The organism is Bacillus sp. JJ1503 (genome assembly GCF_036965125.1).
GTDB lineage: Bacteria > Bacillota > Bacilli > Bacillales > Cytobacillaceae > Cytobacillus.
This window is the reverse complement of record NZ_JBALOZ010000036.1, coordinates 1-18,414: the sequence shown is the minus strand read 5'-3', so window position 1 is coordinate 18,414 and position 18,414 is coordinate 1. Positions and strand designations below refer to the sequence as shown.

19 protein-coding genes and 1 riboswitch are annotated in these 18,414 nt (G+C 40.2%); of the genes, 17 read left to right on the top strand and 2 right to left on the bottom strand.

The features are described from left to right. Nucleotides 1-242: 242 nt before the first annotated feature. The 13 genes from V7149_RS03830 to purD all read left to right on the top strand — a co-directional run bounded on the left by V7149_RS03830 (nucleotide 243) and on the right by purD (nucleotide 13,531). Nucleotides 243-764 carry a DUF2179 domain-containing protein gene (locus V7149_RS03830; RefSeq protein WP_335344332.1) on the top strand — a complete coding sequence of 174 codons (522 nt, stop codon included), beginning with the start codon at nucleotides 243-245 and terminating at the stop codon, nucleotides 762-764. Beyond that, nucleotides 761-964 carry an NETI motif-containing protein gene (locus tag V7149_RS03825; protein ID WP_335344330.1) on the top strand — a complete coding sequence of 68 codons (204 nt, stop codon included), beginning with the start codon at nucleotides 761-763 and terminating at the stop codon, nucleotides 962-964. The genes V7149_RS03830 and V7149_RS03825 overlap by 4 nt, the downstream gene beginning before the upstream one ends. A gap of 94 nt (nucleotides 965-1,058) precedes the next feature. Then, a riboswitch (purine riboswitch) is annotated at nucleotides 1,059-1,160 on the top strand. 142 nt (nucleotides 1,161-1,302) lie between these two features. Next, nucleotides 1,303-1,788 carry a 5-(carboxyamino)imidazole ribonucleotide mutase gene (gene purE, locus V7149_RS03820; RefSeq protein ID WP_335344329.1) on the top strand — a complete coding sequence of 162 codons (486 nt, stop codon included), beginning with the start codon at nucleotides 1,303-1,305 and terminating at the stop codon, nucleotides 1,786-1,788. Further along, entirely contained in the window at nucleotides 1,775-2,914 is a 1,140-nt protein-coding gene (gene purK / locus V7149_RS03815; RefSeq protein WP_335344328.1) for a 5-(carboxyamino)imidazole ribonucleotide synthase, read from the top strand. Before purE ends, purK begins: the two co-directional genes overlap by 14 nt. 18 nt (nucleotides 2,915-2,932) lie before the next feature. After that, entirely contained in the window at nucleotides 2,933-4,225 is a 1,293-nt protein-coding gene (purB, locus tag V7149_RS03810) for an adenylosuccinate lyase (RefSeq protein WP_335344327.1), read from the top strand. A 143-nt stretch (nucleotides 4,226-4,368) separates the two neighbouring features. Further along, complete coding sequence (gene purS / locus V7149_RS03805) at nucleotides 4,369-4,623, top strand: phosphoribosylformylglycinamidine synthase subunit PurS (protein WP_335344326.1); 255 nt, start codon at nucleotides 4,369-4,371, stop codon at nucleotides 4,621-4,623. After that, nucleotides 4,620-5,303 (top strand): phosphoribosylformylglycinamidine synthase subunit PurQ, encoded by a 684-nt coding sequence (gene purQ, locus V7149_RS03800; protein WP_335344325.1) that lies wholly within the window; start codon nucleotides 4,620-4,622, stop codon nucleotides 5,301-5,303. Before purS ends, purQ begins: the two co-directional genes overlap by 4 nt. After that, nucleotides 5,287-7,506, top strand: coding sequence for a phosphoribosylformylglycinamidine synthase subunit PurL (gene purL / locus V7149_RS03795; RefSeq protein ID WP_335344324.1), 2,220 nt, complete (start codon nucleotides 5,287-5,289; stop codon nucleotides 7,504-7,506). Before purQ ends, purL begins: the two co-directional genes overlap by 17 nt. Then, the gene (purF, locus tag V7149_RS03790; protein WP_335344323.1) at nucleotides 7,491-8,906 is read left to right on the top strand and encodes an amidophosphoribosyltransferase; all 1,416 of its coding nucleotides are present in this window, start codon (nucleotides 7,491-7,493) and stop codon (nucleotides 8,904-8,906) included. The genes purL and purF overlap by 16 nt, the downstream gene beginning before the upstream one ends. A 129-nt stretch (nucleotides 8,907-9,035) precedes the next feature. After that, on the top strand, nucleotides 9,036-10,061 hold the full coding sequence (gene purM, locus V7149_RS03785; RefSeq protein WP_335344322.1) for a phosphoribosylformylglycinamidine cyclo-ligase: 1,026 nt from the start codon (nucleotides 9,036-9,038) through the stop codon (nucleotides 10,059-10,061). Continuing rightward, entirely contained in the window at nucleotides 10,061-10,633 is a 573-nt protein-coding gene (gene purN, locus V7149_RS03780) for a phosphoribosylglycinamide formyltransferase (protein ID WP_335344321.1), read from the top strand. The genes purM and purN overlap by 1 nt, the downstream gene beginning before the upstream one ends. 72 nt (nucleotides 10,634-10,705) lie before the next feature. After that, nucleotides 10,706-12,241, top strand: coding sequence for a bifunctional phosphoribosylaminoimidazolecarboxamide formyltransferase/IMP cyclohydrolase (gene purH, locus V7149_RS03775; protein ID WP_335344320.1), 1,536 nt, complete (start codon nucleotides 10,706-10,708; stop codon nucleotides 12,239-12,241). 18 nt (nucleotides 12,242-12,259) lie between these two features. Next, nucleotides 12,260-13,531 carry a phosphoribosylamine--glycine ligase gene (purD, locus tag V7149_RS03770; protein ID WP_335344319.1) on the top strand — a complete coding sequence of 424 codons (1,272 nt, stop codon included), beginning with the start codon at nucleotides 12,260-12,262 and terminating at the stop codon, nucleotides 13,529-13,531. On the opposite strand, the gene V7149_RS03765 is transcribed toward purD, so the two are convergent. Further along, nucleotides 13,509-13,598 carry an EYxxD motif small membrane protein gene (locus V7149_RS03765; RefSeq protein WP_335344331.1) on the bottom strand — a complete coding sequence of 30 codons (90 nt, stop codon included), beginning with the start codon at nucleotides 13,596-13,598 and terminating at the stop codon, nucleotides 13,509-13,511. The two genes, purD and V7149_RS03765, sit on opposite strands and share 23 nt — an antisense overlap. Before the next feature lie 180 nt (nucleotides 13,599-13,778). Continuing rightward, nucleotides 13,779-14,051 carry a YgaP family membrane protein gene (locus V7149_RS03760; protein WP_335344318.1) on the bottom strand — a complete coding sequence of 91 codons (273 nt, stop codon included), beginning with the start codon at nucleotides 14,049-14,051 and terminating at the stop codon, nucleotides 13,779-13,781. A 191-nt stretch (nucleotides 14,052-14,242) separates the two neighbouring features. Between V7149_RS03760 and V7149_RS03755 the strand changes: the two genes are divergently transcribed. The 4 genes from V7149_RS03755 (at nucleotide 14,243) to V7149_RS03740 (ending at nucleotide 18,364) form a co-directional block, all read left to right on the top strand. Continuing rightward, the gene (locus V7149_RS03755) at nucleotides 14,243-15,985 is read left to right on the top strand and encodes an adenine deaminase C-terminal domain-containing protein (RefSeq protein WP_335344317.1); all 1,743 of its coding nucleotides are present in this window, start codon (nucleotides 14,243-14,245) and stop codon (nucleotides 15,983-15,985) included. A gap of 135 nt (nucleotides 15,986-16,120) precedes the next feature. Then, on the top strand, nucleotides 16,121-17,182 hold the full coding sequence (locus V7149_RS03750; RefSeq protein WP_335344316.1) for a DUF3048 domain-containing protein: 1,062 nt from the start codon (nucleotides 16,121-16,123) through the stop codon (nucleotides 17,180-17,182). Nucleotides 17,183-17,209: 27 nt separating this feature from the next. Further along, nucleotides 17,210-17,518 (top strand): YerC/YecD family TrpR-related protein, encoded by a 309-nt coding sequence (locus tag V7149_RS03745; RefSeq protein WP_335344315.1) that lies wholly within the window; start codon nucleotides 17,210-17,212, stop codon nucleotides 17,516-17,518. A 162-nt stretch (nucleotides 17,519-17,680) separates the two neighbouring features. Beyond that, a complete protein-coding gene (locus V7149_RS03740; RefSeq protein WP_335344314.1) occupies nucleotides 17,681-18,364 on the top strand; it encodes a heptaprenylglyceryl phosphate synthase in 684 nt (227 codons plus the stop codon). Nucleotides 18,365-18,414 lie beyond the last annotated feature (50 nt).

Genomic DNA, 18,414 nt, shown 5'->3' with positions numbered 1-18,414 from the left:
TCATTCATGATCCTATTCAAAAATACTAGATGCTCCAAGCAACAACGAAAAAAGCCATTTTATACATATTAAGCAATCTTAGTTCCAAAAATTAATTTCCCCTTCGCAAAATCACCAATCTTATGTACAATTAATATTCAATATTAGGTGTTAAAATGGTATCAAAAGGGAATTAGCAATATATTAGGTAGTAGACTGTCACTATAAAGGGGGAGCTTTCTTTGTTAGAAAGTGGTTTTTTAATGATAACTATTATTCTGTTAATCAATATTGTGTATGTATCCTTCTTTACAATCAGAATGATCTTAACGTTAAAAGGCCAGAGATACTTGGCTGCTTTTATTAGTATGATTGAAGTTGTTATTTATGTAGTGGGGTTAGGTTTGGTTCTTGATAACCTTAATGAAATCCAGAATTTGATTGCTTACGCGGTTGGTTATGGGATTGGTGTTATTGTTGGGATGAAAATTGAGGAAAAGCTCGCCCTTGGTTATATTACCGTGAATGTCATAACAAAAGAATATGATTTGGACATGCCGAAGATGCTAAGGGAAAAGGGCTATGGTGTGACAACCTGGGCAGCTAACGGCTTAGAAGGGGATCGGATGGCTCTGCAGATCCTGACACCAAGAAAATATGAATTAAAGTTATACCATACGATTAAAGAGCTTGATCCGAAAGCGTTTATTATTGCGTACGAGCCGAAAACCATTCATGGCGGCTTCTGGGTGAAAAGCGTAAAGAAAGGGAAGTTATTTTCATGAGTAAAGGAAAAAAGAAAATGGTTTTTGAAGTGCAGGAAAATGAAACCATTGATATGTGTCTAGAGCGAATAAAAAAGGCAGGGTATATTCCTGTTAGAAGAACAGAAAAGCCGATCTTTGAGGAAAAAAAGATAGGCCAAACGACTACCTATGAGCCAGTAGGACGCCAGATTCTGTTTGAAGCTAAAGTAATTGAATGATAAAACACGAACGATATATAAGTAATTAGATGTATTGTTCGATTATTGGTTGACATTACTATCAATAGTTGTTAAGATGTGCATATAAGAAATAAATGAAGCGAATAATCCCCCTCATATAATAATGGGAATAAGGCCCATAAGTATCTACCCAATAACCGTTAATTATTGGACTATGAGGGAAAGTAAATATGACTGGCGTAAATAGGAATTCATCCTGTTCTATTTAGGTGTGTTCCTGTATGCTTTTTTGCCCAGGCAAATACTTTCTCTCTTTTGAAGATAGTATTTGTCTGGGCATTTTATTTTGTATAAAACTTAGTGCTGGAGGAAAAAAGATGGCAGAAGTTGCAGTGATCATGGGTAGTAAATCAGATTGGGAAACGATGAAGCATACTTGCGATATCCTGGATGAGCTTGAAATTCAATATGAAAAAAAAGTTGTTTCCGCCCATCGAACTCCAGATCTCATGTTTGAATATGCGGAAAAGGCGAGAGAAAAAGGCATTAAGGTGATTATTGCCGGTGCTGGAGGTGCTGCTCATCTACCAGGTATGGTTGCAGCTAAAACGACACTTCCAGTCATTGGTGTTCCAATCCAATCAAAAGCGCTAAACGGTTTGGACTCTTTACTCTCCATTGTACAGATGCCAGGTGGAGTGCCGGTAGCAACAGTGGCTATTGGCAAGGCAGGTGCGACAAATGCCGGTCTGCTTGCAGCACAAATACTTGGTGCCTTTGATTCACATATGGCAGATCGTCTAGAACAAAAAAGAGAAAACACGAAACAAGAAGTTTTAGAAAGTAGTGATGAGCTTGTCTAAAAAAGTCATTTTACCAGGTCAAACGATTGGAATTATTGGCGGTGGACAATTAGGAAGGATGATGGCGATTGCCGCAAAAGCACAAGGATTTAGGATTGCAGTGCTTGACCCGACCGAAGATTCACCTTGCGGGCAAGTCGCTGATCATGCCATTATCGGTGAATATGACAGCATTGATTCTATAAAGGAACTGGCAAAAGTAAGTGATGTCATTACGTATGAATTTGAAAATATTAATGCGGAAGCCTTGGATTGGTTATGTGCCAACACCTATGTCCCTCAAGGATCTGCATTGCTTGAAATAACACAGGACCGGACAAAGGAAAAAGCAGCCATACAAAAAGCCGGTGCAGAGGTTGCTCCATATGCAGTGATTAGAGAGATAGACGATATATATGCAAATATCGAAGAACTCGGATTTCCGGCAGTATTAAAGACGGCTAGAGGCGGATATGACGGAAAAGGACAATACGTCATTAGAAACGAGCAAGATATTGTAGAAGCGGCAAAGCTTCTTGAAAAAGGAATTTGTGTCCTTGAAAAGTGGATTCCATTTGAAAAAGAAATCTCGGTTATTATTTTTCGAAGCGTTTCTGGTGAAACGGCTGTTTTGCCAGTTGGAGAAAATATTCATAAAGACAATATTCTTCATCAAACAATCGTACCGGCAAGAATATCGGATCAGGCAAAGGAAACAGCTGTACATGCAGCTAAGCAGCTTGCAGAAGCATTCGACCTTGTCGGAACATTGGCAGTCGAGATGTTTTTGACAGCTGATGATCACATTTACATCAATGAGCTTGCGCCAAGGCCGCATAATTCAGGGCATTATTCCATTGAAGCTTGCGAAACCTCGCAGTTTGAGCAGCATATCCGTGCAGTTTGTAATTGGCCGCTTGGCAGTACACATCTATTAAAACCAGCATTAATGGTAAACATATTAGGAGAACATCAGGAACCATTAATAAAGAAGATTCCGTCATTAAATGATTGGAAAATTCATTTGTACGGTAAAAAGGATGCCAAACATAAACGCAAAATGGGTCATGTAACTCTCTTGCGCGATTCAGTTGAAACGGCAATTGGTGAAGCTGAGGATAGCGGCATTTGGTCCGATGTGAGATAAAAGATCGGGGGCTAAAAGATGATTGAACGCTATACAAGGCCAGAAATGGGCGCGATTTGGGCGGAGGAGAATCGGTTTCAAGCGTGGTTAGAGGTTGAAATTCTTGCATGTGAAGCCTGGGCGGAGCTTGGCGATATTCCAAAAGAGGATGTTCAAAAAATCCGCGAGAATGCTTCCTTTAATATGGATCGCGTTAAAGAAATTGAGGAAGAGACAAGACATGATGTCGTGGCTTTTACCCGTGCCGTTTCTGAGACACTCGGTGAAGAAAGAAAATGGGTTCATTACGGATTAACGTCAACAGATGTTGTGGATACGGCTCTTTCCTACCAAATTAAGCAAGCAAATCAAATCCTTCTTAAAGATCTTGAACGTTTCGTTGAAATTTTGAAAAACAAAGCACAACAACATAAATATACAGTTATGATGGGTCGTACGCACGGTGTCCATGCTGAACCAACTACTTTCGGACTGAAGCTTGCTCTTTGGTACGAGGAAATGAAGCGTAACGTAAATCGCTTTAAGGAAGCAGCTGAAGGAATAGAATTTGGGAAAATTTCAGGAGCCGTTGGAACATACGCGAATATTAATCCCTATGTAGAGAAATATGTATGCGAGAAGCTTGGCTTGAAGCCAGCACCCATTTCAACACAGACATTACAACGTGATCGCCATGCGCACTATATGAGCACAATCGCTTTAATTGCCACATCCATTGAAAAATTTGCGACAGAAATCCGCGGTCTTCAAAAGAGTGAAACACGTGAGGTAGAAGAGTTTTTTGCAAAAGGTCAGAAAGGCTCATCGGCTATGCCGCACAAGCGAAACCCAATCGGTTCAGAAAATATGACTGGGATGGCAAGGGTGATCCGCGGGTATATGCTCGCTGCCTACGAAAACGTAGCATTATGGCACGAACGAGATATCTCTCATTCCTCTGCAGAAAGAATCATTATTCCAGATGCAACCATTGCTTTAAACTATATGCTTAATCGCTTTGGCAATATAGTAAAGAATTTAACAGTTTTCCCTGAAAATATGAAGAGAAATATGGATCGCACGCTAGGATTAATTTATTCGCAGCGCGTTTTACTCGCACTTATCGATAAAGGGCTTACTCGCGAGGAAGCATATGACACGGTTCAGCCGCGAGCAATGGAAGCGTGGGAAAGCCAAGTTCCGTTTCGCAGCTTGATCGAGCAGGATGAGACGATTACTGCTAAGCTTGACTCTAACGAAATTGATGATTGCTTTGATTATCATTACCACATTAAGCATGTCGATACGATTTTTGAACGACTAGGTTTATAAAAAAATAAGAGGTGAAGGATTCTTTGCCTCTTATCAAATAAATATTCCCCACTCTTCATCTTAGGGAACTTTCATGAAAAAGATTTTGAAAGTTTAAGAGATTCATATAAAAATATAATAGCCAAACTGGGAGGCCAAACAGTATGTACAAAGTAAAAGTATTCGTCACATTAAGAGAAAGTGTTATCGATCCTCAAGGAACAGTTGCAAAAGATTCGCTTCACAAGCTAAATTACGGCGAAGTGTCCGATGTTCGTATTGGTAAATATGTAGAGTTAACTTTAGAAAAAACAGATCGTAATATCGATGAAATCGTAAAGGAAATGTGTGAAAAATTATTAGTTAACTTGAATGTCGAAGATTACCGTTTTGAAATCGAGGAGGTAGTTGCTCAGTGAAGCTAGCAGTCATTGCTTTTCCAGGTTCCAATGAGGTTGATATGTACAATGCTGTAAAAGATGTTCTCGGGGAAGAAGTGGAGATTGTTAGTCACGAGGCGGAAAATCTTGAAGGTTTTGACGGAATCATCCTTCCAGGCGGCGCGTCATTTGGGGATTATCTACGTCCAGGTGCCATTGCACGCCACAGCAGAATTATCCAAGAAGTAAAAAAAGCTGCAGAAGCAGGAAAGCCGGTAATTGGCGTAAGTAATGGGTTCCAAATCTTATTAGAAGCTGGCCTTCTTCCAGGGGCGATGAAGCAAAATGAAGGCTTAGAGTTTATCTGTCGCTCAGTGGAAGTAAAAGTTGAAAACAATGAGACGATGTTCACATCTGAATATCAACAAAATGAAGTTCTTTCACTTCCAATCGCACACTGGAATGGCAATTACTATTGTGACGAGGAAACACTTAAAAGTTTAATAGAAAATAAGCAAATTGTATTTACGTATAACGGCTCTAACCCGAATGGAAGCCTTGAAAATATCGCTGGGATTACGAACGAAAAAGGTAATGTTTTAGGAATTATGCCACATGCGGAGAGAGCAGTTGAAGAGATAATCGGAGGATTGGATGGTTTAAAGCTTTTTCAATCGATCGTGAAAAATTGGAGGGAAGCACATGTCGCTAATGCTTGAACAAAGTCCAGAACAAATTAAAGCAGATAAAATTTATAAAGAAATGGGTTTAACGGATGAAGAATTTGCGATGATTGAGAAAATTCTCGGCCGCCTTCCAAACTACACAGAGACAGGTCTATTTTCTGGCATGTGGTCTGAACACTGCAGCTATAAAAGCTCTAAACCCATTTTAAGAAAATTCCCTACAACGGGTGAAAGAGTTCTTCAAGGTCCAGGGGAAGGAGCAGGAATTGTTGATATTGGCGATGAGCAAGCGGTTGTTTTCAAAATCGAAAGCCATAACTCTCCATCTGCTATTGAGCCTTATGAAGGGGCAGCAACAGGTGTAGGAGGAATTCTTCGCGATGTCTTTTCAATGGGTGCAAGACCAATTGCCGCACTGAATTCATTACGCTTTGGTGAATTAGATTCGCCACGTGTGAAGTATCTATTCAAAGAAGCGGTTGCTGGTATTGCTGGCTATGGGAACCGAATTGGAGTACCAACTGTTGGTGGAGAAGTTCAGTTTGATCCAGCCTACGAAAAAAATCCGCTAGTGAACGCAATGGTAGTTGGGTTGCTTGACCATAAGGATATTCAAAAAGGACAGGCGCGTGGAATTGGAAACACGGTGATGTATGTAGGAGCACCAACAGGCCGCGATGGAATTAATGGAGCATCCTTCTCTTCAGCTGAATTAAAAGACGAACCAGTTGAAGAACGTTCTGCAGTTCAAGCAGGTGATCCGTTCCTAGAGAAGCGTCTAATGGAAGCTTGCCTAGAGTTAGTTCAATCAGATGCGCTGATTGGTATTCAAGATATGGGGGCAGCTGGCTTAACGAGTTCTTCAGCTGAAATGGCAAGTAAAGCAGGTTCAGGAGTAGAAATGAACTTAGACCTCGTTCCTCAGAGAGAACCTGGAATGTCGGCTTTTGAAATGATGCTTTCTGAATCACAAGAGAGAATGTTGATTGTTGTAAAAGTTGGCAGAGAGCAAGAAATCACCGATCTTTTTGCGAAATATCATCTTGAGGCCGTTTCAATTGGAAAAGTAACAGACGATAAAATGCTCCGTCTACTGCACAAAGGTGAAGTCGTAGCAGAAGTACCTGCTGATGCATTAGCAGAGGAAGCACCAGTCTATAATAAGCCATCACAAGAGCCGGCATATTTCCGTGAGTTCCAAGCAATGGAAAATGATATTCCTGCGGTCAGTGATCATAAAGAAACGCTTGTTAAGCTTCTCGGACAACCAACGATTGCTAGTAAGGAATGGGTATATAATCAGTTTGATTATATGGCTGGTACGAATACAGTTGTTGCCCCTGGCTCTGATGCAGCAGTGGTTAGAATCCGTGGAACACGCAAAGGCTTAGCGATGACAACGGACTGTAATGGACGCTATGTTTATCTTGATCCAGAAACAGGAGGGAAAATTGCCGTTTCTGAAGCAGCGAGAAATATCGTTTGCTCTGGCGGAGAGCCTTTAGCAGTTACAGATAACTTAAACTTTGGCAGCCCTGATAACCCGGAGATTTTCTGGCAAATCGATAAATCTGCTGATGGTATCAGTGAAGCATGCCGCAAATTAAACACACCAGTTATTGGCGGAAATGTATCATTATCGAATCAATACGACGGAAAAGCAATTTATCCAACTCCTACAATTGGTATGGTCGGTCTTCTTGAAAATATTGACCACGCAACAACTCAAAATTTTAAAGATGCAGGAGATCTGATCTATTTATTAGGTGAAACGAAAGATGAATTCGGCGGGAGCGAATTACAAAAATTAACGTACGGAAAGATTTTTGGAAAAGCGCCTGAACTGGATCTAGATATTGAAGAAAAGTATCAGAAACAAGTACTAACTGCCATTCGCGCGGGGGTAGTAGCTTCTGCTCATGATTTATCTGAAGGTGGATTGGCCGTTGCCATTGCTGAAAGCTTAATGGGTACAAAAGGTCTTGGTGCCAATATTGAGATTTCAGGAAATATTGTGTCTGCCTTATTCAGTGAATCACAATCCCGTTTCTTACTATCGGTTAAAAAAGAAAACCAAAAAGAATTTGAAGGCTTAGTTGATGCAAAACTACTTGGTGAGGTTACAGATACAGGAGTTCTTCAAATTAATTCAGAAGAGAAGGAAACTGTGCTTACCGAGCAAGTTGATGTACTTCGACAAGCCTGGAAAGGGGCTATTCCATGCCTGCTGAACTAGAAGGCTTACAAGAAGAATGTGGAATTTTCGGTGTATGGGGCCATACAGATGCATCTCAAATAACATATTATGGCCTTCATAGCTTACAGCATCGGGGTCAAGAGGGAACTGGAATTGTTGTGACGGATGGGTCCAAGCTAAGAGGCGTAAAAGGCGATGGACTTGTGAATGAAGTATTTACAGCTGAATCGATGAAAGAATTAGCAGGCAGCTCAGCCATTGGCCATGTAAGGTATTCAACTAACGGAGGAAGCGGATATGAAAATATCCAGCCCCTCCTATTCCATTCACAAAGTGGCAGCATGGCTCTTTGCCATAATGGAAGTTTAATCAACGCTAAAGCATTAAGGCATCAGCTCGAGAACCAAGGAAGTATTTTTCAAACGAGCTCGGATACGGAAATCTTAGCTCACCTTATTAGAAGAGGCGGATTTACTTCTTTAAAGGATCGGGTGAAAAATGCTTTATCGATGTTAAAAGGAGCCTATGCTTTCCTAGTCATGACTGAAACAGAATTAATTGTTGCTCTTGATCCGAACGGCATGAAGCCTCTTGCTCTCGGAAAACTAGGAGATGCATATGTTGTTGCATCTGAAACATGTGCCTTTGATATTGTCGGAGCAAAATTTGAACGCGATATTCATCCTGGAGAATTGCTTGTTATTAGTGATGAAGGACTCCATTCGGAAATGTTTTCAGTGGCATCACAAACAGCAATGTGTGCGATGGAATACATTTATTTTTCACGGCCGGATAGCAATATTAATGGCATAAATGTTCATTCTGCCAGAAAAAGACTTGGGAAGCAATTGGCACTTGAAGCTCCGATTGAAGCAGATGTGGTTACAGGTGTTCCAGATTCTAGTATTTCAGTTGCGATCGGATATGCAGAAGTTACTGGAATTCCATATGAAATGGGACTAATTAAAAATCGCTATGTGGGACGGACATTTATTCAACCTTCACAAGCTCTCAGAGAGCAAGGTGTAAAAATGAAGCTTTCTCCTGTTAGAGGTGTTGTAGAAGGAAAACGAGTGATCATGGTAGATGACTCGATTGTTCGTGGGACAACGAGCAAAAGAATTGTTAATTTGCTTCGGGAAGCAGGCGCAACTGAAGTACATGTAGTGATTAGCTCTCCTACCATTAATAATCCATGCTTCTATGGGATTGATATGTCCACTAAAAGAGAATTAATTGCTGCTAATCATTCAATAGAAGAAATTAGAGAGATACTGGGTGCGGATTCTTTAACCTTTTTAAGTGTAGAAGGAATGGCTGAAGCGATTAATAAAAATAAATCTGGTCAACCACATGGCCTTTGTCTTGCTTGCTTTACAGGCAATTATCCAACTGAAATCAATCCGGTTAAAAGCGAGGAAAAGGTTCCAGTCGGTTAATAGGATTTTGATAGGATATATATTGAGATGAATTTGATAAAGCGGCATTGAAAGATGTCGCTTTTGTTTTGAACTGTTTTAAGAATAAATTGTCTAGCACTTACGCTTTTCTAACGAGGAGGACTAATAATGGCAAATGCATATAAGCAGGCTGGTGTCGATATTGAAGCAGGCTATGAAGCGGTATCGCGTATGAAGAAACATGTAGAGAAGACGGTTCGCCCTGGTGTTTTCGGTGGTTTGGGCGGATTTGGCGGGATGTTTGATTTATCGGTTCTGAATTTAAAAGAACCTGTTCTTGTATCGGGTACAGATGGAGTAGGAACTAAATTAATGCTAGCTTTTATGATGGATAAACACGATACAATTGGTATTGACGCTGTTGCTATGTGCGTAAACGATATCGTTGTCCAAGGGGCGGAGCCGATTTATTTCTTAGACTATATTGGCTGCGGAAAAGCTGAGCCATCTAAGATTGAAGCGATTGTTAAAGGGATTGCCGATGGGTGTGAACAAGCAGGGTGTGCACTTGTTGGAGGCGAAACAGCTGAAATGCCAGGCATGTATACGGAAGAAGAGTATGATCTTGCCGGATTTGCTGTCGGTGCTTGTGAAAAGTCAGACATTATCAGTGGCACAGATATTAAAAGTGGAGACGCACTTATTGGCCTTGCCTCAAGTGGAATCCACAGCAATGGATATTCTTTAGTTCGGAAATTATTTTTAGAGAAGGCTAACATGTCGTTAACGGACCATGTTGATGAATTAGGCTGCACGTTAGGAGAGGAGCTTTTGCGTCCAACGAAGATTTACGTAAAGCCGATTCTTTCTGCATTGAATAAATTCAAAATTAAAGGGATGGCCCATATTACAGGCGGCGGTTTTATTGAAAACATTCCGCGCATGCTTCCTGAAGGCTTAGGTGCACAATTAAAAGAAAGCAATTGGGAAGTACCAGCTGTCTTTAAGTTAATGGAGAAGATTGGCGAATTAGACCGTAAAGAAATGTACAATATTTTTAATATGGGAACAGGAATGGTCTTAGCAGTGGATCAAGAAATTGCACATGATGTGATGTCCCATTTTAATGAGAACGGCGAAAAGGCTTATCTGATCGGAACAGTAACTGATAAAGAAGGAATTGAGATTTTATAATGAAAAAGATCGCAGTATTTGCTTCTGGCAGCGGGACGAACTTCCAAGCCATAATTGATGCAGTTCATAAAGGTGAGCTTCAAGCTGATATTCAATTGCTTGTATGTGATAAGCCCGATGCATTTTGTATTGAACGGGCTGAAAAAGGGAATATTCCTCAGTTTATTTTTACTGCTAAAGAGTACGCAAATAAAGAAGCCTATGAAAAAGTGATTTTGAATAAACTTGAAAATCTCAATGTTGAATATATTATTTTGGCTGGCTATATGAGGCTAATTGGACAAACTCTTCTGAGGGCATTTGAGGGGAAAATCGTTAATATTCATCCTTCCTTGCTGCCTGCTTTTCCAGGAAAGGATGCTATTGGTCAAGCATTAGAAGCGAAAGCAAGGGTTAGCGGTGTAACCGTTCATTTCGTTGATGAAGGAATGGATACGGGCCCGATTATTGCTCAGCAAGAGGTTGAAATTAGTTCAGAAGAAACGATGGAAAGTCTTGAAGCTAAAATCCATGGAATTGAACATCAGCTTTATCCAGCAGTTTTACAAAAGTTGCTAACGAACAATTTGTAATAGCTCTTTCACCTAGCTGAGTAAAACGTTCATGAATTAGAGAAGGCATTAATTTTTTGGAGGGCATACTTGATGAAGAAAAGAGCACTAATTAGCGTTTCTGATAAAAGTGGAGTCGCTGAATTCGCAAAGGCATTAAGCGAATTAGGGTTTGAAATTCTTTCCACAGGCGGTACAAAAACTGCCTTGGAAGAGATTGGACTTCCTGTGACAGGTGTCAGCGACGTTACTGGTTTTCCGGAAATATTAGAAGGACGGGTCAAGACATTAAATCCATTCATCCATGGAGGATTATTAGCTAAGTTTGATGAGCCGAGCCATAAGAAACAATTGGAAGAGCACCAAATTCAGCCGATTCATGTCGTATGTGTAAATTTATATCCTTTCCAGCAAACCATTGCCAAGCCAGACGTAACAGTTGAGGATGCAATTGAAAATATCGATATCGGCGGACCTGCTATGCTTCGCGCCTCAGCCAAAAACCATGAGTATGTTACGGTTGTTGTCGATCCTTCCGATTATGAGACAGTTTTAAGCCAATTAAAGCAAAACGGTGAGGTAGAAAAGGAAACTCGCCGTAAGTTAGCTGCAAAGGTATTCCGTCATACTGCAGCTTATGACGCGATGATTGCAGAATATATGACGAAGCTTGCTAATGTGGAAGTGCCTGAAAAATTAACAGTTACCTATGAATTAAAACAATCATTGCGATATGGAGAAAATCCACATCAGAAGGCATCTTTTTACCGGAAGCCGTTAGGCTCAGAGTTTTCGATTGCGAATGCTGAGCAATTACATGGAAAAGAATTATCCTATAATAACATAAATGATGCGGATGCAGCCCTTCAAATTGTAAAGGAATTTACAGAGCCAGCGGCAGTCGCTGTCAAGCATATGAATCCTTGTGGGGTTGGAAATGGAGAAACGGTTTACGATGCTTTTACAAAAGCATTTGCTGCTGATCCTGTTTCCATTTTTGGCGGAATTATTGCCTTCAATAGGGAAGTGGACAAAGAAACAGCACAAAAATTATATGAAATTTTTCTAGAAATCATTATTGCTCCTTCTTTTTCAAAAGAGGCTTTAGAGATTTTAACAGGGAAAAAGAATCTACGTCTTTTAACGATTCCATTTTCTAAACAGAATAAAGAAGAAGTAAAGTTAACCTCTATTGAAGGTGGATTATTAATCCAGGATTTTGACCAGTACACATTAGATCACGCAGAAATCACGATTCCAACGAAAAGACAGCCTTCAGAGGAAGAATGGAAAGCACTGAAGCTTGGATGGAAGGTCGTTAAACATGTGAAATCCAATGCCATTGTTGTGAATAACGCAGAAATGACTCTTGGAATTGGCGCAGGTCAAATGAATCGTGTAGGTGCAGCGAAAATTGCCTTAGAACAAGCAGGGGAAAAAGCAAATGGAGCAGCTATGGCATCCGATGCATTCTTCCCGATGGATGATACAGTTGAAGCGGCTGCAAAAGCTGGCATTACAGCTATTATCCAGCCAGGCGGATCTGTCCGTGATGAGGATTCAATCAAAAAAGCGGATGAGTACGGAATCGCGATGGTATTCACGGGGATTAGACACTTTAAACATTAAAAGTGGGGGATGTTTATAATGAAGGTACTAGTAATTGGAAGAGGCGGCCGTGAGCACGCTATTTGCAGAAAGCTTTCTGAAAGTCCGTCAGTAGAGAAAGTATTTGTTGCGCCAGGAAATCCAGGCATGGAGGACGTTGCTGAGCTTGTAGCCATCACGGAAAACGAACAGGATCAACTTGTGCAATTTGCGAAAGAACATGAAATTGGCCTAACCGTGATTGGACCAGAAGTTCCCCTGCTTGAAGGGATATCAGATCGTTTCCAGGAGGAAGGCTTAAAGGTATTTGGTCCTAAAAAGGAAGCGGCAATCATAGAGGGCAGCAAGTCATTTGCCAAGGATTTGATGAAGAAATACAACATTCCTACTGCCGATTATGCGGTATTCTCCACTTATGATGATGCAAAAGCTTATCTAGAAGAAAAGGGTGCTCCCATTGTCATAAAAGCGGACGGTTTAGCAGCAGGTAAAGGTGTGACCGTTGCGCTTACAATGGATGAGGCGAGACAAAGCTTAGAAGAAATGCTTTTAAATGAAAGATTTGGTGATGCTTCGTCTACTGTTGTCCTGGAGGAGTTTTTGACTGGAGAGGAAATTTCACTAATGGCTTTCGTAAATGGAGAAACAGTGATCCCTCTTGAGATTGCCCAAGATCATAAACGTGCCTTTGACGGAGACAAGGGTCCGAATACAGGTGGAATGGGTGCATATTCCCCTGTGCCTCATATTAGTGAAGATACGGTAAAGACTGCAATTGAAACAATATTAAAACCGACAGCAAAAGCTCTTGTTCAAGAAGGGCGGCATTTTTGCGGCGTTTTATATGCGGGTCTCATCATTACAGAAGCTGGTCCTAAAGTGATCGAATTTAATGCCCGATTTGGCGATCCGGAAACGCAAGTTGTTCTGCCAAGAATGAAATCTGATTTAGCTGAAGTGATGCTGGCCGTTATGAATGGAGAAGCACCTGCTATTGTTTGGGACGAACAAGCCATGCTAGGAGTTGTCGCTGCTTCTGTTGGATACCCAGCGGAATATCAGAAGGGTGCAATTTTATCAGGCTTGCAAGATATTAGCAGTGATGTACTTGTCTTCCATGCGGGCACCGAAAAGAATGAATCAGGTGCATTCATAACAAACGGCGGCAGGGTTTTCCTTGCAGCTGCGAAAGCAAACACATTAAAAGAAGCACAGGACAAGGTTTATTTGGAATTAGAAAAGGTAAACTGCAGCGGCATCTTTTATCGTAAGGATATCGGATATAAAGCTATCGAGCACGTCTTTTCCTAGACTTTCGCATAAATGCAAAGAGTAAAGCAATGATGCTTCCTACTAATATGATTAGGACAAAGGACATATCTGTTAAATATTCAAGGAACATAATGGACACACCTTCTTGTTTTAGCCCCCTCATGTAGGGGGCTTTAATGATTATGTTTGATATTAAGCGGAAACAAAGAGAGTATAGTTTCCCGAAATTTAAAAATCTCATGAAAAAGTGGAAACAAACAAGTCAAAATCATGTTACATCGTTTTTTTATGTTGGGTTATGTGGAACCATTTCACTTAAAGCACCGTTTTCGTCTTGATTCCCGTTCATTCGTTCCTGTCCGCATCGATAAAGGTCTGTAACTGGACAATACCTTACAATTCCTTCCGCTACCTTCATTGCTCCGAGCACAACCCAAATAAAATTAGATTGGCGCCAAGGTCTTTTTACGAGTTTTGCGGAAGCACAGGACAATACAGAAAGTCCTATCGTAATGCGGATTAACGCATTAACAATCCCGATATTAGGTTTGATGTTCAATGGACCTTCACCTTCTTTAATATTTTTTTAAAACCACCTATTTCTTTAGTGCGTTAAATTGCGAAATATGATAAGATATAGAAATGAAAGGGCTTTCTTTTGCTTTTTTTACCAATAAGAAATCAGAGAAATATTATCCTTATTGAAACTAGGGATTTTTAACATATAGAAAAACAGGGGGAGGGTTTAAAGTGCTGGAACAGAGATTCCGTTGGAAAAACAAGCACTTGCGTGACCATGTTTCAGTATTAGATGGAAAATTGTCGCCGACCATATTACTTAAAAATGCACGGTACCTCAATCAGGCATTTCGTAACTGGATGACGGCAAACATTTGGATTTATAATGATCGCATTGTCTATGTGGGAGAAAGGCTTCCCGAAAAATTAGACCAATGTGAAGTCATGGATTGTGAAGGTTTAATACTTGTTCCAGGTTACATTGAACCCCATTCCCATCCGTTTCAATTATATAATCCCCATTCATTTGCCAGCTATGCATCTCAATTCGGGACCACAACCTTGATTAATGACAATATGGTTCTCGCTTTGCAATTAGATAAAAAGACGGCGTTTTCCTTTATTGAGGATATGAATCATTTGCCGACATCGATGTATTGGTGGTGCAGATTTGATGCACAAACAGAAATACAAAATGAAGAAACGATCTTCTCTCATAGTAATATAAAATCATGGCTTGAACATGATGCCGTTTTACAAGGCGGGGAATTAACAGGCTGGCCGAAATTATTAGACGGCGATGATTTAATTCTGCATTGGATACAGGAAACGAAGAAGAAAGGAAAGAAAATTGAGGGACACTTCCCTGGGGCATCAGAGAAGACGTTGGCAAAGCTTATGCTGCTAGGAGCCGATTGTGACCATGAAGCGATGACAGGAAAAGATGTTTATAATCGTTTAATGCAAGGCTATACAGTTTCTCTCAGATATTCATCGATCCGTCCGGATTTACCTGTATTGTTGGATGAAATACATGAACTAGGCATCAATCATTATGATCAAATGATATTTACGACTGATGGATCCTCTCCTTCTTTTTATGAACAGGGCATCATTGATCAGATGATTCGAATAGCCATTGAAAAGGGAGTCCCGATCAAGGACGCCTATAATATGGGAACGATAAATATTGCACGGCACTATAATATTGAACATTTGCATGGGAACATCGCAACGGGAAGAATCGCCAATATTAATTTTCTGACAGATGAGACAAACCCTACACCTGTTTCCGTTTTAGCAAAAGGAAAGTGGGTCAAAAAGAATGGAGAACCGTTGGATGCATACGCGTCTATAGATTGGAAAAATAAAGGCTATAAACCTTTACAAATAGATTGGAATCTTGAGTCGGATGATTTACAATATTCCATGCCGTTTGGGATCAATATGGTGAACACAGTCATTATGAAGCCATATTCCATCTCTATCGATGTTTCGGCTGATCAGTTATCTGCTGACCATGATGAATGTTTTTTCATGCTAGTTGATAAACATGGGAAATGGAGAATTAACACACTGCTTAAAGGCTTTGCAACCCATTTAGACGGGTTTGCCAGTTCTTTTTCTAATACAGGAGATTTTATCCTGATTGGAAAAAGCAAGCGGGATATGATGAACGCCTTTAATCGAATGAAAGAGATTGGCGGAGGTATTACTGTTTCAGAACAGGGCCGAATTGTTCAGGAAATTCCGCTCAATATTATGGGCGTGATGTCCAGCGAAAGTGTTGAAACTATAATTGAAAAAGAAAAAGAGCTTCGCAGCTATTTAAGTGAAAGGGGCTATAAGCACGACGATCCTATTTATTCACTTCTTTTCTTTTCTTCAACCCATTTGCCATATATTAGGGTCACACAGCAAGGAATATATGATGTTATGAACAAAACAGTACTCTTTCCAACGATAATGCGTTAAAATGTAAAAGTAGAATTGAAGGAAATCTGCATCTAGACTATACAGAACCAGCATACCAAAGTTTATTGAAATATCCTTACTCACTTTCTAAAAAGTGATCGCGGCAGGAAACTTCACAATCTCAGGGGTGTCTTAATGTTAAAACAATGGATAGCTGCTTTTGCAGCGGTCATGCTGCTAGTTTCAGGATGCAGTAAAAATGATAAAACGACCGTAAAAAATGAAGAAAATAATCGTGAAGAAACGGCAGAGGAGCAAGAGCAAGTATCCGAAGAAGAGGATTTGCCTTACCAATTTCCATTAACAGGTGTTGGTACTGAGGATCAGGTGGAAACAAGAGCAGTAGCGGTCATGATCAATAATGACCCTCATGCACGTCCACAATCAGGTCTTGGTCAGGCTGACATTGTCTATGAACTGCTTGCAGAAGGTGATATTACGAGATTCCTTGCTATTTATCAAAGCGAACAGCCAGAGAAAATTGGACCTATAAGAAGTGCAAGAGATTATTATATTGAATTGGCAAAAGGCTATGATAGTCTGTATATTGCTCATGGATATAGTCCAGACGCAAAAGCGATGATTGATAGAGGATATATCGATAACTTAAACGGAATGTACTATGATGGGACGCTTTTCTATCGTTCCACTGACCGAAAAGCTCCGCATAACTCTTATTCTTCCTTTGAGAATTTCTTAAAGGGCGCTGAATTAAGAAATTATGACATGGATAAAGCTCCTGCAGCGCTTACTTTCCTTGATAAACAAGAGATAGAAGCTTTAAACGGGGAAGAAGCAAAATCAGCTATGGTTTCTTATTTTAACAGCAAGCTCTTTAATTCAATCTATGAATATGATGAAACTCTTGAAAAGTATAAGCGGTATTCTAATGGTGAATTAACCGCAGATCAACATTCTGGAGACCCGGTGCTTCTTGATAATATTTTCATCGTAGAAACAGATCACAAGGTAATTGATTCCGCAGGACGGAGGTCCATCAACCTTATATCTGGAGGAAGAGGGTACTTGCTGCAGAAAGGACAATGGAAAGAGGTTGAGTGGCAAAGCATTGAGGGGAAAATCCTGCCAGTGCTGAATGGACAAATGGTTGGACTTGTACCAGGGAAAACTTGGATTAATGTTATTCCATCAAACCCAGGCTTGGAGCAAACAGTTTCTTTTGATGTAAAGGAATAGATTCTATATTTAAAGGGGTATGAGCATATGCAAATTGATAAATTAAGAGGAAAAGAGCTGGATCAGTTATTTAAATCGATTTTATCTTTAAAGGATTTAGAAGAATGCTATCGTTTTTTTGATGATTTATGCACAGTCAATGAGATTCAATCTTTAGCCCAACGTCTTGAAGTTGCTCGAATGCTTACAGAAGGAAAAACATATCATAAGATCGAGACCGAAACAGGTGCCAGTACCGCAACCATTTCTCGTGTTAAACGCTGTCTCAACTATGGAAATGATGCATACGAAATGGCTTTAGAGCGAATTAAGGAAAACGAATCTGTGAATGAATGATTATATCTTAATGGAAAGGCCGCAGGGGTTAACTCCTGCGGCTATTTTCGTCAATGGAGAATATCTACATTTTTGGATTTTGGTTGTTCCACGCTTTACTTTTTGATTCATTTCACAAATGATATAATGTTGAAATGGAATGATAGAATGGGGGAAGTATGGATGTATGATGTTCGCGAGTGGCGCCATGTGTTTAAGCTCGATCCAGATAAATATATTTCTGATGAGGATTTAGAAAAGATTTGCGAGTCAGGAACCGACGCACTTATTGTGGGTGGAACGGATGGAATCACATTAGACAAGGTATTGGATCTAATGGCTCGTATCCGCCGATATACGGTCCCATGTGTGCTGGAAGTATCCTCTATCGAAGCCATTACACCAGGATTTGATTTATATTTTATTCCAACGGTTTTGAACAGCAAGGAGACAAAGTGGATTTCAGGACTGCACCATGAGGCTGTGAAAGAGTATGGAGATATCATGAATTGGGATGAAATAGCCGTGCAAGGTTATTGTATTCTCAATGAGGAATGCAAAGCTGCTAAGCTGACAAATGCAAATACCGATTTAACCATTGATGATGTCAGGGCTTATGCCATGATGGCAGAAAAAATGTTCCATCTCCCTATTTTTTACTTAGAATATAGCGGAAAATACGGAGATGCCAAGTTACTATCAGAGGTTAGGAAAACGCTTGAGAATACAACCTTATTTTATGGCGGCGGCATAGAAACAGCGGAACAGGCTCGTGAAATGGCAGCCTCAGCCAATGTAATCGTAGTTGGAAATGTTATTTATAAAGATATACATGCCGCTTTAGAAACGGTTAAAGCTGTACGTTAACAGTTGAATGGCATAAAAAAAAGAGTTATATTAGCAACAGAACATATGTT